This is a genomic window from Janthinobacterium sp. BJB304 (assembly GCF_002735765.1).
Lineage (GTDB): Bacteria > Pseudomonadota > Gammaproteobacteria > Burkholderiales > Burkholderiaceae_D > Janthinobacterium.
This window is the reverse complement of sequence record NZ_PDZN01000023.1, coordinates 1-13121: the sequence shown is the minus strand read 5'-3', so window position 1 is coordinate 13121 and position 13121 is coordinate 1. Positions and strand designations below refer to the sequence as shown.

Annotated in this window: 9 protein-coding genes and 1 rRNA gene; 3 read left to right on the top strand and 7 right to left on the bottom strand. The window is 61.0% G+C overall.

Translation table 11 applies throughout. From position 1 onward, the window contains the following. The first annotated feature begins 31 nt into the window (after positions 1 to 31). Positions 32 to 1159, top strand: a complete 1128-nt coding sequence (locus tag CSQ95_RS23285; protein WP_099411241.1) for an acyl-CoA dehydrogenase family protein — start codon at positions 32 to 34, stop codon at positions 1157 to 1159. Between the two features lie 422 nt (positions 1160 to 1581). On the opposite strand, the gene CSQ95_RS23280 is transcribed toward CSQ95_RS23285, so the two are convergent. From CSQ95_RS23280 to CSQ95_RS23265, 4 genes are all read right to left on the bottom strand, one after another. Continuing rightward, on the bottom strand, positions 1582 to 2475 hold the full coding sequence (locus tag CSQ95_RS23280) for a YihY/virulence factor BrkB family protein (protein WP_070221731.1): 894 nt from the start codon (positions 2473 to 2475) through the stop codon (positions 1582 to 1584). An 85-nt stretch (positions 2476 to 2560) separates the two neighbouring features. After that, positions 2561 to 3640, bottom strand: a complete 1080-nt coding sequence (locus tag CSQ95_RS23275; RefSeq protein WP_099411240.1) for an LD-carboxypeptidase — start codon at positions 3638 to 3640, stop codon at positions 2561 to 2563. Positions 3641 to 3728: 88 nt separating this feature from the next. Beyond that, positions 3729 to 6482, bottom strand: a complete 2754-nt coding sequence (locus CSQ95_RS23270; RefSeq protein WP_257218191.1) for a TonB-dependent receptor — start codon at positions 6480 to 6482, stop codon at positions 3729 to 3731. A 217-nt stretch (positions 6483 to 6699) separates the two neighbouring features. Then, positions 6700 to 8502 (bottom strand): ABC transporter substrate-binding protein, encoded by a 1803-nt coding sequence (locus CSQ95_RS23265; protein ID WP_099411275.1) that lies wholly within the window; start codon positions 8500 to 8502, stop codon positions 6700 to 6702. Between the two features lie 219 nt (positions 8503 to 8721). Between CSQ95_RS23265 and CSQ95_RS23260 the strand changes: the two genes are divergently transcribed. After that, positions 8722 to 9960, top strand: coding sequence for a nucleoside recognition domain-containing protein (locus tag CSQ95_RS23260; protein WP_034753725.1), 1239 nt, complete (start codon positions 8722 to 8724; stop codon positions 9958 to 9960). 8 nt (positions 9961 to 9968) lie between these two features. Beyond that, on the top strand, positions 9969 to 11471 hold the full coding sequence (gene dacB, locus CSQ95_RS23255; protein ID WP_099411239.1) for a D-alanyl-D-alanine carboxypeptidase/D-alanyl-D-alanine-endopeptidase: 1503 nt from the start codon (positions 9969 to 9971) through the stop codon (positions 11469 to 11471). 15 nt (positions 11472 to 11486) lie between these two features. On the opposite strand, the gene CSQ95_RS23250 is transcribed toward dacB, so the two are convergent. The 3 genes from CSQ95_RS23250 to rrf all read right to left on the bottom strand — a co-directional run bounded on the left by CSQ95_RS23250 (position 11487) and on the right by rrf (position 13117). Then, the gene (locus tag CSQ95_RS23250) at positions 11487 to 12335 is read right to left on the bottom strand and encodes a CPBP family intramembrane glutamic endopeptidase (RefSeq protein ID WP_099411238.1); all 849 of its coding nucleotides are present in this window, start codon (positions 12333 to 12335) and stop codon (positions 11487 to 11489) included. Between the two features lie 22 nt (positions 12336 to 12357). Next, positions 12358 to 12831 (bottom strand): MarR family winged helix-turn-helix transcriptional regulator, encoded by a 474-nt coding sequence (locus CSQ95_RS23245; protein ID WP_099411237.1) that lies wholly within the window; start codon positions 12829 to 12831, stop codon positions 12358 to 12360. Between the two features lie 173 nt (positions 12832 to 13004). After that, positions 13005 to 13117, bottom strand: a 5S ribosomal RNA gene (rrf, locus tag CSQ95_RS23240). Positions 13118 to 13121 lie beyond the last annotated feature (4 nt).

Sequence of the window (13121 nt, the reverse complement as noted above, 5' to 3'; positions counted from 1 at the left end):
TCCACCATAAAAACAAACGAGACGACGTCCCATGATACTCAATGAAGAACAAACGATGATCCAGGAAGCGCTGCGCAGTTTTTCGCGCGAGCGCCTGGCGCCCAATGCGGCTCGCTGGGACAAGGAACATCATTTCCCGAAAGAAGAATTGCAGGAACTGGCCGCGCTGGGCGCCTTTGGCGTGGCCGTGCCGGAAGCGCTCGGTGGCGCCGGCCTCGACTACGTGTCCTTGGCCCTGGTGCTGGAAGAAATCGCCGCCGGCGATGGCGGCACGTCGACCATCATTTCCGTGAATAATTGCCCCGTGTGCAGCATCGCCATGATGTATGCCAATGATGCGCAAAAGGAACAGTGGCTGCGTCCGCTGGCGCAAGGCACGATGCTGGGGGCGTTTTGCCTGACGGAACCACACACGGGCAGCGACGCCTCCGCCCTGCGCACCACGGCCACCCGCGATGGCAATGCATATGTAATCAATGGCACGAAGCAGTTCATTACCAGCGGCAAGTATGCGGACGTGGCCATCGTCATGGCCGTCACCGACAAGGCGGCCGGCAAGCGCGGCATCAGCGCCTTCTGGGTGCCGACGAACACGCCAGGCTACATCGTGGCGGGACTGGAACAGAAGATGGGCCAGCATTCGTCGGACACGGCGCAAATCCTGTTCGAGAATTGCCGCATCCCCGCGGAAAATCTGATAGGCGAAGAGGGCCAAGGCTACAAGATCGCCCTGTCCGGCCTGGAAGGCGGACGCATCGGCATCGCCTCGCAAGCCGTGGGCATGGCGCGCGCCGCGTATGAAGCGGCCTTGCAGTACGCACGCGAGCGGGAAAGTTTCGGCAAACCCATCTATGAACACCAGGCCGTGCAATTCCGCCTGGCCGACATGGCCACGCAGATCGAAGCGGCGCGCCAGCTGATCCGCCACGCGGCGGCCATGAAGGATGCGGGCCTGCCCTGCCTGAAGGAAGCGGCCATGGCCAAGCTGTTTGCGTCGGAGATGGCGGAAAAAGTGTGCTCGGACGCCATCCAGGTGCACGGCGGCTACGGTTATGTGTCCGATTTCCCCGTCGAGCGCATCTACCGCGACGTGCGCGTATGCCAGATTTACGAGGGCACCAGCGATATCCAGAAAATCCTGATTGCGCGGGCGTTGTAAACCCCAGGCAAAAGCTGGGGTCAGACCCCCATATGCGTTGGCGCGGAGCTTTGCGTTAGCGTTGTTGTGGGTCTGACCCCATACGCCAACGATGGACGAAAAAAAGCCCGCTAAAACGCGGGCTTGTTCCAATGTATTACCAATGCTTTAATCGTGTCATGGACGCCAGTGCTATCTGCAAAGTGCCTCCTGATTTTCGGACTCCCATGCTATCTGCATGGTGACTCCAAGGTGTAAATCGACCATCGTATCCGGAATTACAAAATCCATTTCTTCGCACTGTCACGCCATCGACATTACACCTGTCGGTCGCCGCGCTGAAACTGGATGGCGAGATAATTTGTTGCCAAATCTCAATCACTGAACGGAGTATAGCACAGCTTTTTGTGCAATGCAACAATGAATTGAAGCCATACGTTAAATCAAGTCCTTAGCGCCAGCGGCTTGTCTTCTTCGCCGCCACGGGCCACTCTTTCGTACTCGGAAATCACTTGCGCGCCCAGCAGCAGCAGGGTGGCGCCGATTTCCAGACTGAACATGACGACGATGGCCGTCGTCATCGAGCCATACACGACATTGACCTGCGACAAGGTGGAAAAATACCAGACCAGCACATGGCGGGCGATTTCCCACAGCAGGGCCGCCGTCACGCCGCCGATCAACGCATGCGTGATCGACAATCTTCCCACCGGCATGACCAGGTAAATAGAACTGAGCACGAGGATTTCGCCGCCCAGCCCCAGCAGATACAGCAGCACGCCGGATACCCCTTCCAGGCCCCAGTCGTGGCGCAGGAAGCGCACGCTTTCCTCGCCCATCACCTGCAGGCTGCCCGCCACCAGCGTGATGAGCAAGATGCCCACGCCCAGGCACAGGATGTAGCAGTACGGCAGCACGGCGGAAATGAGGAAATGGCGGCGGCGGATGGCGACGCGGTGAACAAAGATCACGCTCATGGCGTTTTCCAGCACGGTAAACGCCAGCGAGCTGAAAAAGAGCATGGTCAGCAGCAGCAGCCAGCCGATCACGCCCCGGTTGTCGAGAAAATGCGCGATCTCGCCCACGATGGCCTTCGATTGGCCTGGCACCAGCCATTCCAGGTAATGGCCGATTGTCTGCAGCAATTCATCCTGCGCGATCACGTGCGACAGTGCCACCACCACCAGCATCAGCAAGGGCACGATGGACAGCAGCGAGTAATACGCGACGGCGCCCGCCAGCAGCAAGCCCTGGTTGGCGCGGAAACCCTTGAGCACCTGCAGCGCGAAGGCCAGCGGGTGGCTGAGGATGTAGGTACTGGCGTGGCGGTTGATCATGTCGGATGCGGTGAGGAAGGCGGCGCGGCCTCGTGCCACGCCTTATCACACTAGCATACTGACAATCGCCCCGCTGCACCGTACGCTAGCAGACGGCCGGCTCCAGCAGGGTCAAGGTTTGCCGGTCCGCATCCAGGGTGGCCAATATGCCCATCGGTAGCGTGAACTGGTGGCGGATGTGGCCAAACGAGTAGCCGCTGACGGCCGGCACGCTCAAGGGAAGCAAATGCTGGTCCAGGGTGGCATCGAGGCTCAGCGCCGTATCGCCCTCGGCCGCCTCACAATGTTCGAAAATGCCCAGCATCAAGGCCGCCGCGTGCTTGAAACCGACGGACAGGTCAAGCTGGCATAGCATGCGGTCGATACGGTACGGCACTTCATTAATTTCTTCGAGGAAAAGGATGTGCTCGCGGAAATCGGCCGCATACGGCGTGCCGGCCAGCGCGCTGACCATGCACAGGTTGCCGCCCGTCAAGCGTCCCGTCGCCTGGCCGCCGTGCACGGTGCGGATGGCGAAGTTCGGCTGCGTCTGCGCGCGGCGGTGGTTGTCCAGCGCCATCGGTATCGTATAGCTGTCTTGCGGCGTCATCAGCACATTGCGCAGCTGCGTCACCGTGTAGTCGGAAAACGTGGACGAGGCCACGGGTCCGTGGAAAGTCACCAGGCCCGTCTGGCTAGCGATGGCCAGATGCAGGGCCGTGATGTCGGAGTAGCCGATCAGCACTTTCGGATTGCGCTGGATCAAGGCGTAATCGAGCAGCGCCAGCAGCGAAATGCAGCCGGAACCGCCACGGATGGCCCACACCGCCTTGACCTCGGGATCGGCGAACGCCGCGTGCAGATCGTCGAGGCGCTGCTGCACCGTGCCCGCATAGTTGCCGTGCACGGCGCGGATGTTAGCGCCCAGACTGGCGCGCAGTCCCAGCGATTCGATGTTGCGCTGGGCCTTGGCGATGGCGTCCTCATCCGTAAAACCGCCCGGTGCGATGATGGCCACCAGGTCGCCGTCGCGCAGGCGCGCCGGCTTGATCAATGCGTGGTGCTGTTGCATGCGTTTGCCCTTCCCTTGCGCGGCCGCCGCCCATGCCGGTGTACCTGCCGCCCCGAGAGTGGCGGCCAGCAAGCCGCCGAAGCGGCGCCGGCTGAGATTGGTCTGACTGGACATGCGGCCCTTTCCTGGAATAAAAACGGCGACGCCAGGCGCCGCCGCACGAGGTTAGCATGCCGACGGGATCGCCGCCGGCATGACCGCCTTACATGAACTTGTACTTCAGCTGGAACGACAGCGAACGGCCGCGCGGGTCGGCCACGCGCGGGTCCCAGCCGGCGCCCACCACTTCATCCACGTTGTGCGCGGTGAATGGGGGATCGCGGTCGAACAAGTTCTGGATACCCACGGTGATGGTGGTATTTTTAAAGCCCGTGTACGTGCCCGACAGGTTATACGTGGTGTAGCTGGACACGTCCGGCTTGAAGCCCGGCGGCGGCGTACCCTTGCCGCCGTTCGGCAACTGGTCCTTGTAGCCCGACGAGAAACTCTGCACCAGCAAGCCGCTCCAGTCGCCGCGCGACACGCCGAAACTGGCATTGTGTTTCCAGCGCAGGTACAGATCGCGCGTATAAAACTTGCCGACCAGTTCCTGGTATTCCTGGCCTTGATACTCCGCAAACTTGAAGCTGTCCATATACGTGCCATCCAGGGTCGCCGTCCATTTCGCGTCCCGGATCTTGCCTTCGCCGCGCAAGCCCACGTCGAGGCCGCGCACGCGGCTGCCTGCCGCATTGATCCAGCCCGCCTGCACGTACTCGATGGTGCCGTCCGGATTGCGGTGGATGTACTGGTTCAGCGCCTGGTAGTTGGTCAGCACGATTTGCGGCGTGCGGTTCAGGATGCGATCCTTAGTATTGATGGCCCAGTAGTCGAACGAGGCCGAATATCCCTTGAATGGCTCGATGACAAAACCGACGCTGCCCTGCTTCGACGTTTCCGGTTTCAGATTCGTGTTGCCGCCCGTCTTGTAGTCGAGACGGTCGATGGCGCAATACTCGGGCACGCCCGGATGCTTGGCGCAGCCTTCCTGGTCGACCACGCCGTTCGGCAATTCCTGGCTCAGCGAACCGGAATACAGCTGCTGGAAGCTTGGTGCGAGGAAACCCTTGCTGGCCGAACCGCGGAACAGCAGGAAGTCGGCCGGCTGGTAGCGGAAGGCCACTTTCGGATTCGTCGTCGCGCCCACCAGGCTGTAATCGTCGCGACGGATGGCCAGTTGCATTTCCAGGTCTTTCATGACCGGCACCAGCAGCTCGGCATACACGGCCTTGACGGTACGGCTGGCATCTTTGAGTGCGGCATTGCCTGGCGACAGCAAAATCTGCGTGGCGTCAACGTCTTGCGCGAAACTGTAACCTTCGCGGCGCAAGTCGAAGCCGGCCGCCATGGCCAGCGCACCGGCCGGCAGCTGGAACAGTTCGCCCGAAACGGAACCGTCGATCTGCGTCAGGGTCGTCTTGCCATGCTGGAAGTCGCCACGGAACTTGGTCGATTCGATCAATTGCTTGGCCGCTTCCGTCTGGCTCTGGCCGGCGCCCACCCACGGATTGATGATGCCCGTGGCCAGGGCTGCGTACAGCTTGTCCGTGTAGGAATAGCCATCCGTCAGCTTGGTCTTGGTGCTGCTTTCGGCGCGCGAAATGCCGGCCTTGTAATCCCACTTGCCGAAGTTGCCTTCAAAGCCCACCAGCACGCGCGCATTGTCGGTGGTGTTTTCCTGCGTACGGTTGCCCACGTCATTGGCGCGCCATTTGTAGGAAATCGGCTTGCTCTTGTCGAACGACGGGATGTAGGCCGACAGATCCTGGTAGTACGCGCCGCCGACCGGATACAGATTCTTGTTAGCGACGGTCGCCTGCACCTGCATCGGCGTCAGGATGGCCGTGGCCTTGGTGCGCGAACCGAGCACTTCGACAAACATGCGGTGGTCGGGCGCCAGCTGGAAGGTGCCGCGCGACAACAGATTGGCCCGCTCGACGGGGAATTGCAGCACATAGTCGGCGCCATAGTCGTAGGCGCACGAATACCTGGTGCGCAGCGGCGAGGTCACGTCTTTCCACAGCTCCGTCTGGTACTGCGACATGCCGGCGATGGTGTCGCACTTGCCCTGGAAGCTCAGGGGATTGGCTTGCAGGTATTTATTCGCATCGCCCGGCAGCTGAAACGACGTGCCCAATGCCGTGCCGGTCCCTGCCATCTGGTTGGCAAACGGCGTGCCCGTGGTATCGGGCGACAGGCCGCGGCCCGGCTGAAAGCCGTTGACGAAGGAACGGTCGCTGCCGTTCAGGCGCTCGGCCTTGTCGACGGTCAGGCTGGCCATGATGTTGTAGCGGTCCGACTCCAGCGAGCCCGTGCCGGCCAGCAGGGAAGCGCGGCGCGTGGCGCCGCCGCCGGCCTGCGTGTCGTTGGTGGAAACGGACGCTTCCACGCCGTTGTAATTGGTCTTCAGAATAAAATTGATCACGCCGCCGATGGCGTCCGTGCCGTAGATGGCCGAGGCGCCATCCTTGAGAATTTCCACGCGAGAAATCGCGCCCAGCGGGATCGAGTTCAAGTCGACCGACTTGCCGCTGGCGCCGTGCGTGGCGATGCGGCGGCCGTTCAACAGCACCAGGGTGCTCGACGGTCCCAGGCCGCGCAGCGAGGCGAACGAGGCCCCGCCGCTGACCCTGTCCGCATCGGCGCCAAACACGTTATTGCCCGACGTCATGTTATCGGCGCCCGTGCCGTTGGCCGACAGGGTGCGCACCAGTTGCTCGGTCGTCGTGATGCCCTGTTTTTCGATCTGGTCAAAGCTGATGACTTGCACCGGCAGCGCGCCTTCCTTGGCCACGCGCTTGATGCTGCTGCCCGTCACTTCGACCCGTTGCATCGCTGGCGCCGCCGCCTCCTGTGCCATCACCGGCCCCACCACCCCCATCAATGCCACCAACTGCGCTAGTTTCTTCAATTTCACTGGTCTCTCCTTGTTGGGCAATCGAAACTTGAGTTCTCAAGTCCAGGCTGTTTTGTAAGGTCGCGGCGTCTGTCTCGCGGTACATTTTTTTATGACGCCAGCGCTTTACTTTATTTGTTTTCATTTTCAGAGTAGCGCGATGCGTCCGGGCCCAGCCAATGAAAAATGCTTTCCTAACCATAACTTTTTGGAATGAATGCCCTTTTCAGCGACGTGGTCACTTGCCTGCGGGGCTACCCTTGGTTTTGTCCACGTCCAGATAGCGCCAGGACGTGAATTCCACGGGGTGGCGCCTGTAGTTTTTTAGCCACGGTTGCTGCAGGTCGGCAGAGATGGGATGCGTCAGCAGCACCCACGGCGTGTAAGCGTGGATCAGCTGAAACAGGTCGAAGTACAGACTGCGTCGGCGCGGCGTATCGGATAGCAGGCGCGCCTCCTCATAACGTTTATTGTAATCGGGCAAATTGAAGCGGGCATAGTTGGCGCGGCCAACGTTGCCGCCATACAACAATTGCATAAAGTTATCGCCATCGGGGAAGTCGGCGATCCAATTGGTCTCGAACATCTGCACCTTGCCCAGGCGCGACGCCTTGATGATTTCCGTCTTCTTGTCGCTTTTAAACTCCACGCGCAGGCCGATGGCGTTCAGGTTGCGCCGCCACAATTCATCGCGCAGCCGGCCCACCGTGCTCGGCTCCGTGTGCATGGTGAGGATCAAGGGCGTGCCGTCGGGCTGTGTGCGGAAGCCGTCGGGGCCCGCCTTGTAGCTGAAGCGGTCCAGCAGGGCGCGCGCCAGCGCCGGATCGTAACCGACGGGGCTGCGGTAGCTCTTGTCGTAACCGAGCACGTTGGGCGGCAGCGGCGACTGCGCCGGCAAGGCCAGGCCTTTCTTTAATAACGCGATGTCTTCGCGGCTGTTGTAGCTGAGGGCGATGGCGCGCCGCAGGGCCAGCTTGTCCTTGCTCATGCCGCCCAGCACGGGGTCGTCCATATTCATCCACATGTAATACGTCTGCAGCACGGGAAAGCGCGTCAGCTGCAAGCCCTTGGCGGCCAGCGCCGGTTTCAGGCCACCGTTTTCCAGCACCATGTCCGTCATCGATTCCGGCACTTGCTCCAGGTAATCGAATTCGCCTTTCAGGAATCCCAGCATGCGCGATTGATATTCCTCAACGATGCGCACCTCGATGCGCTCGACCAGGGGCAAACGTTTACCCTCCAGCGCGGCGGCGATGGCGCGCGCATCGGCCGGCAAGGCGGCCAGCGCCTTGGCTTCCGTATGGAACACGGTAGGACGGAAAGTCGGGTTGGCTTGCAGTACGATCTTGTCGCTGCGTTTCCATTCCTTCACCAGGAATGGCCCCGTGCCCACGGGATGGTTGCCGATCTGCCCTGCCGCCGGGTACGCTTCGGCCACTTCGCGCGCCACCACGGCGGTCGCCGGCATGGCCAGGTAGAACAGGAAGTTCGGGTCGATGGCGTTGAGGCGAATGCGCAAGGTGTATTTGTCCAGCGCCTGCAAGCCGGCGATCGGCGTGTCGTAGCTGAATTTGCTTTTCAGGGCCGCGTCGCCCACCAGCTTGTCTTCCAGCAAGAACAGCCACGGCGACTTCAGGCTGGGGTCATACAGCCGCGTCAGGCTGTACACATAGTCCTGCGCCGTCACTTCGCGCGGCTGGCCCTTGAAGGCGGGATCGGGGGTGAAGAAAATGCCGGGCTGCAAATGAAAGAGATATGTGCGCCCGCCGTCTTCCACCGTCGGCAAGCCGCGCGCCGTATTGCCCTGCAGCTGCACCGGGCGCGCCAGGTAGTCGTAGCGCAGCAAGGGATCGAAGATGTTTTCCATCAAATTCAGGCTGGCCAGGTCCGAGGCCACGGCCGGGTCCAGGCCCGTCTCGCTGGTACTCAAAAACAAGTGCAGGGTCTTGTTCGCGCGGGCATCGGTGGCGGCATCGGCGGGCACGTTAAATAGCGTCAACAGGGCCAGGCCGGCGGCGCAGGCGGTTTTGCGTAAAAACATCATCAGTGATCCAGTGCAGACAAGGGTAACGAACAGCGATAAGCGACAGGCATCCCCCACACTACGCGGGCAAGCTATGGGGCGCCAATGAAAACAGGCTGCCAGCTTATAACTTTTTGGCATGCGATTGCTGCATTCTTTCATCAACTCGTATCGGGCTGCCTCTATACTTTGTTTGCAGCACCTTTTCACCTCCCCGAAAGACAGAACTGATCGCATATGGCACTTAATTACATCTGGTCCGGCTTTTTCCTCGTTGGCTTCCTGGCCGCAGTGCTGCAGTGGCTGTTTCTCGGCGATACCGATATCTTCAAGCGCATCATCGACGGCACGTTCGAAACGGCGCGCATGGGCGTGATGGACATCGCCCTGCCGCTGGCGGGCGTGATGACCTTGTGGCTGGGCATCATGAACATCGGTGAAAAGGCGGGCATCGTCGGCTGGCTGGCAAAAGTCATCGCGCCCTTCTTTTCGCGCATCTTTCCGGAAATTCCGAAAGACCATCCGGCCACGGGCCACATGGTGATGAATTTCTCGGCCAACCTGCTGGGCCTGGACAATGCGGCCACGCCCTTCGGTCTGAAAGCCATGGAAAGCCTGCAAACCTTGAACCCGAACAAGGAAGAGGCGACGAATGCGCAAATCATGTTTTTGGTGCTGCACACCTCGGGCCTGACCCTGATTCCGCTGGCCATCATGGCGCAGCGCTCGATTCTTGGCGCGGCCGACCCGTCCGACATCTTCATCCCCTGCATGATCGCCACCTATGTGGCCACCATGGTCGGCATCATCACGGTGTCCATCAAGCAACGCATCAACTTGCTCAACAGGGTCGTACTGGGCTGGATGGGCGGCATGACGAGCGCCATCGTGGCCATGATCTGGTACTTCACGCAATACCTGACGAAGCAGGAAATCGAGCTGGTCTCGAAGGTGGTCAGCAACCTGGTATTAATCAGCGTCATCGCCATCTTCATCATCGGCGCCCTGCGCAAGAAGGTGAACGTGTATGACGCCTTCATCGAGGGGGCGAAAGGCGGTATCCAGACGTCGATCACCGTGATTCCCTACCTGGTCGGCATGCTGGTGGCCATCAGCGTGATCCGCAACGCGGGTGTCTTCAATTTCCTGATGAGCGGCATGAACTGGTTTTTCGCCAACCTGGGCATCAATACGGACTTCGTGCCCGCCCTGCCGACGGCCATGATGAAGCCGCTCAGCGGCTCCGGCTCGAAAGCCATGATGATCGACGCCATGAATACCTATGGCGTCGACTCCTTTGTCGGCCGCCTGGCCTGCGTCTTCCAGGGCTCGGCCGACACCACCTTCTATATCGTGGCCTTGTACTTCGGTTCGGTGGGCATCCGCAAGACGCGCTATGCCATCACGGCCGGTCTGATCGCCGATCTGGCCGGCGTGATCACCGCCGTCTTCGTTGCCTACGTCTTTTTCCACTAAGGAGAGCCATGTTCCGTCCCATCCTCATCGCCGCCTTGCTGGCTGGCATCGGCTTGTCGAATGCACAGGCGCAATTACCCGAATCCGTCAGCCTGCTGCTGCGCAGCGCGAATATTCCCGAAGACGCCATGGGCGCCATCGTCTTGCGCGGCAACACCACCGTGCTGTCGCATGGGGCCGAGCGCAGCATGCAACCCGCATCCACCATGAAGCTGGTGACGACGGCCGTGGGCCTGGAGCAATTAGGCCCCATCTTCCGCGGCCGCACGGAGCTGCGCACCAGCGCCGACGTCATCAATGGCGTGCTGAAGGGCGACTTGATCCTGCGCGGCGGCGCCGACACGGATTTCAACGCGGACGTGCTGGAGCACATGCTGCAAACCCTGCGCAACCAGGGCATCGTGAAGATCAAGGGCGATCTGATCCTCGACCGTCAGCTGTTCCAGCCGGCCCGGCCCGACATCGGCGCGCCGCCGTTCGACGAGTCGGCCGAGTTCCGCTACAACGTCATCCCCGATGCCTTGTTATTGAACACCAATTTGCTCGATATCAATATGAACTCGACGGACCGGCAATTGAGCATCCTGATGCAGCCGGCGCTGGAGAACGTCAGCATCACGAGCGACATGAAACTGGTCAAGGGCAGTTGCGCGCGATGGGAAGACGGCTGGCGTCCGCCAGAATACCGGCGCGATGCCAACGGCAAACTGCAAGTGATACTGCACGGTACTTTCCCGCAAAATTGCAGCAAGGCCACCAGCATCAATGTGCTTGATCGCAACGATTATGCGGACCGCTTGTTCCGTGCCACCTGGAAACGCCTGGGCGGCACGATCACGGGCACGGTGCGCGAAGCGCCGTTGACGGGCTTGCCGCCGACGGCCGAACCGGTCGGCACGCGCATGCTGGCCGACCACGTGGCGCGCGCCCTGCCGGAAGTTTTGCGCGATATCAACAAGACCTCCGACAACACCCTGGCCCGCACCCTGTTCCTCAGCTTGGGCAGCTTGCAAAGCGATGGCTGGTTAGGCAGCCGCCCCGTCGCCATGGCTGCGCCGGAAGACACGGCCAGCCGGGCGCGGCAAGTGATCCAGGAATGGTTTCAGCGGCACAATATCGATACCCAGGGCATGCTGGTCGACAACGGTTCCGGCTTGTCGCGCACGGGACGCATTGCGCCAGCGCAAATGGCTGGCGTGCTGCAGGCGATGCAGCAAAGTCCATGGGCTCCCGAGTTCCAGTCCAGCCTGCCCATCGTGGCGCTGGACGGCACCATGCGCAAGCGCCTGCTGAACAGCCCGGCCGCCGCGCGGGCCCGCATCAAGACGGGAACATTAAAGAATGTGGTGGCCATCGCCGGTTACGTGCCCGATGCGAATAATCAACAGTGCGTGGTGGTCGCCATGATCAATAGCGACCTGGTTGGCAACGGCAATGGCCGCGCCGCCGTCGATGCGCTGATCGAGTGGGTGGCCAGGAGCGGCGCCGCGCCGGTGGTAGCTGGCCAATAAGGCCGGTGCAGCGGCCTAGCGTGGTGCGCTGGCAAACGCCAGGCGCAGCACATACGCGGCGACGGCGCCGATCAGCAAGACGGTCACCAGCGACGCTTCCACGCCGAAGGCGCCGCCCGTCAGCATGGCATTGCCCGCCAGTTCCCCACGCAGCAGGCCGTCCGTGGCCGCATGGCCCGATACCGTCGAGGAAAACACCTGGCTGACACAATAATTCCAGCCGACATGCGTGCCGATGCAAACCCACAGGCGGCGCGTCTGCATGTACAGGGCGGCTTGCAACACGCCATATGCAGCAATCGCGATGATGGCCAGCAGCGAAAAACCAGCATTGGGCAAATGGGCCAGGGCGAACACCAGCGATGAAATCACGATGGCGGCCTTGCTGCCCAGCGCACGTGCCGTCACGCCGAACAGGATGCCGCGAAACATCATCTCCTCGGCCATGCCGACCAGCACGAGTTCCGCCAGCGGCAGCAGCAACATGAAGCTCGGGGCGTTGACGCCGCTAAACTGATATACGCCCAGCGCTGCCAGCACGACAAAGGTGAGAAAGACCAGTCCGGCGCCGAGCAGCAATCCGCGTCCCAGTTCACGCGCCATGCCCGGCATTGCCAATTCGGCCGGCTGGCGCTTCTCGATGCACCGCACATAGAAACGGTAGCCGCACCACACCAGCAGCGCCGCCAGCAACTGCGGCCACAGGATGCGATAGGGCTTTTCCACCAGTTGGGAAGCGGTGCCCATTACCAGCGGTATCCCGGCAAAGGTAAGGACCATGCCCAGCACAATCTGCACCAGCGGATAGGCCATCAGGCGGGCCAGAGGGGATTTTTTTGTTGCCATGCTCAGGGTATTGTCCATCGTCGCTTTCCTCAGATAGTTTTCAGGGCGTTGTTTTTAGCTGCTTGCTTGTATCGCGGATGCGCTCGCCAAATGAGCGCTGTTCCAGCATCGTGATGGCTTGCGCCAGGCATGTGGATAAAGGAAATGCCAATTCCGCATCCAGGCTATCGGCAGCACACTTGGTCGCCTGCCAGCAAGTCTGCAAATGGGGCAGCAAGGCCTCGCCCTGGCTGCTCAGGCGTACCACACGCTGGCGACCATCCTCGCCACCGGCTGCCACCAGCAGCAAGCCTTCCTTTTTCATCAATGCCACCGTTTGCGTGACGGCTGGCTGCGTGATGCCCGCCAGCTCGGCCAACTGGCCGATGGTCGCGCTCTGCTGTTGCGCCAGCACCCGCATCACGGGCGTGTAGCGCGGCCGGTAATCGAGACCCGCGTCCGCGTAGGCTTGCTGGACGGCGCCGTCCAGCAGTTCGATCAGGTGGCGTAGTTGTGTTCCGAGTCCTTGTTTCATGTAGCGATAGTAACAGCATTTACATAAGCACTTATATAAATACTGAAAGCTGTTGCATTTTATGCACAAAGTAGCAGGGGGGTAGCTGAAAAGAGGAGGAGTGGCGAGGAATCGCCAGACGAAAAAAAACCCCACCGGAGTCCGGCGGGGTTTTTCTCTACTGCGAATAACAAGCCTGACGATAACCTACTTTCACACTGGTTGCAGCACTATCATCGGCGCAAAGTTGTTTCACGGTCCTGTTCGGGATGGGAAGGGGTGGGACCAACTTGCTATGGTCATCAGGCATA

Excerpts from the sequence above, each read along its gene's own strand:
- CSQ95_RS23265 (WP_099411275.1), bottom strand. The coding sequence starts at position 8,502 with ATGTTTTTACGCAAAACCGCCTGCGCCGCCGGCCTGGCCCTGTTGACG.
- CSQ95_RS23245 (WP_099411237.1), bottom strand. The coding sequence starts at position 12,831 with ATGAAACAAGGACTCGGAACACAACTACGCCACCTGATCGAACTGCTG.
- dacB (WP_099411239.1), top strand. The coding sequence starts at position 9,969 with ATGTTCCGTCCCATCCTCATCGCCGCCTTGCTGGCTGGCATCGGCTTG.
- CSQ95_RS23250 (WP_099411238.1), bottom strand. The coding sequence starts at position 12,335 with ATGGACAATACCCTGAGCATGGCAACAAAAAAATCCCCTCTGGCCCGC.
- CSQ95_RS23260 (WP_034753725.1), top strand. The coding sequence starts at position 8,722 with ATGGCACTTAATTACATCTGGTCCGGCTTTTTCCTCGTTGGCTTCCTG.
- CSQ95_RS23285 (WP_099411241.1), top strand. The coding sequence starts at position 32 with ATGATACTCAATGAAGAACAAACGATGATCCAGGAAGCGCTGCGCAGT.
- CSQ95_RS23280 (WP_070221731.1), bottom strand. The coding sequence starts at position 2,475 with ATGATCAACCGCCACGCCAGTACCTACATCCTCAGCCACCCGCTGGCC.
- CSQ95_RS23275 (WP_099411240.1), bottom strand. The coding sequence starts at position 3,640 with ATGTCCAGTCAGACCAATCTCAGCCGGCGCCGCTTCGGCGGCTTGCTG.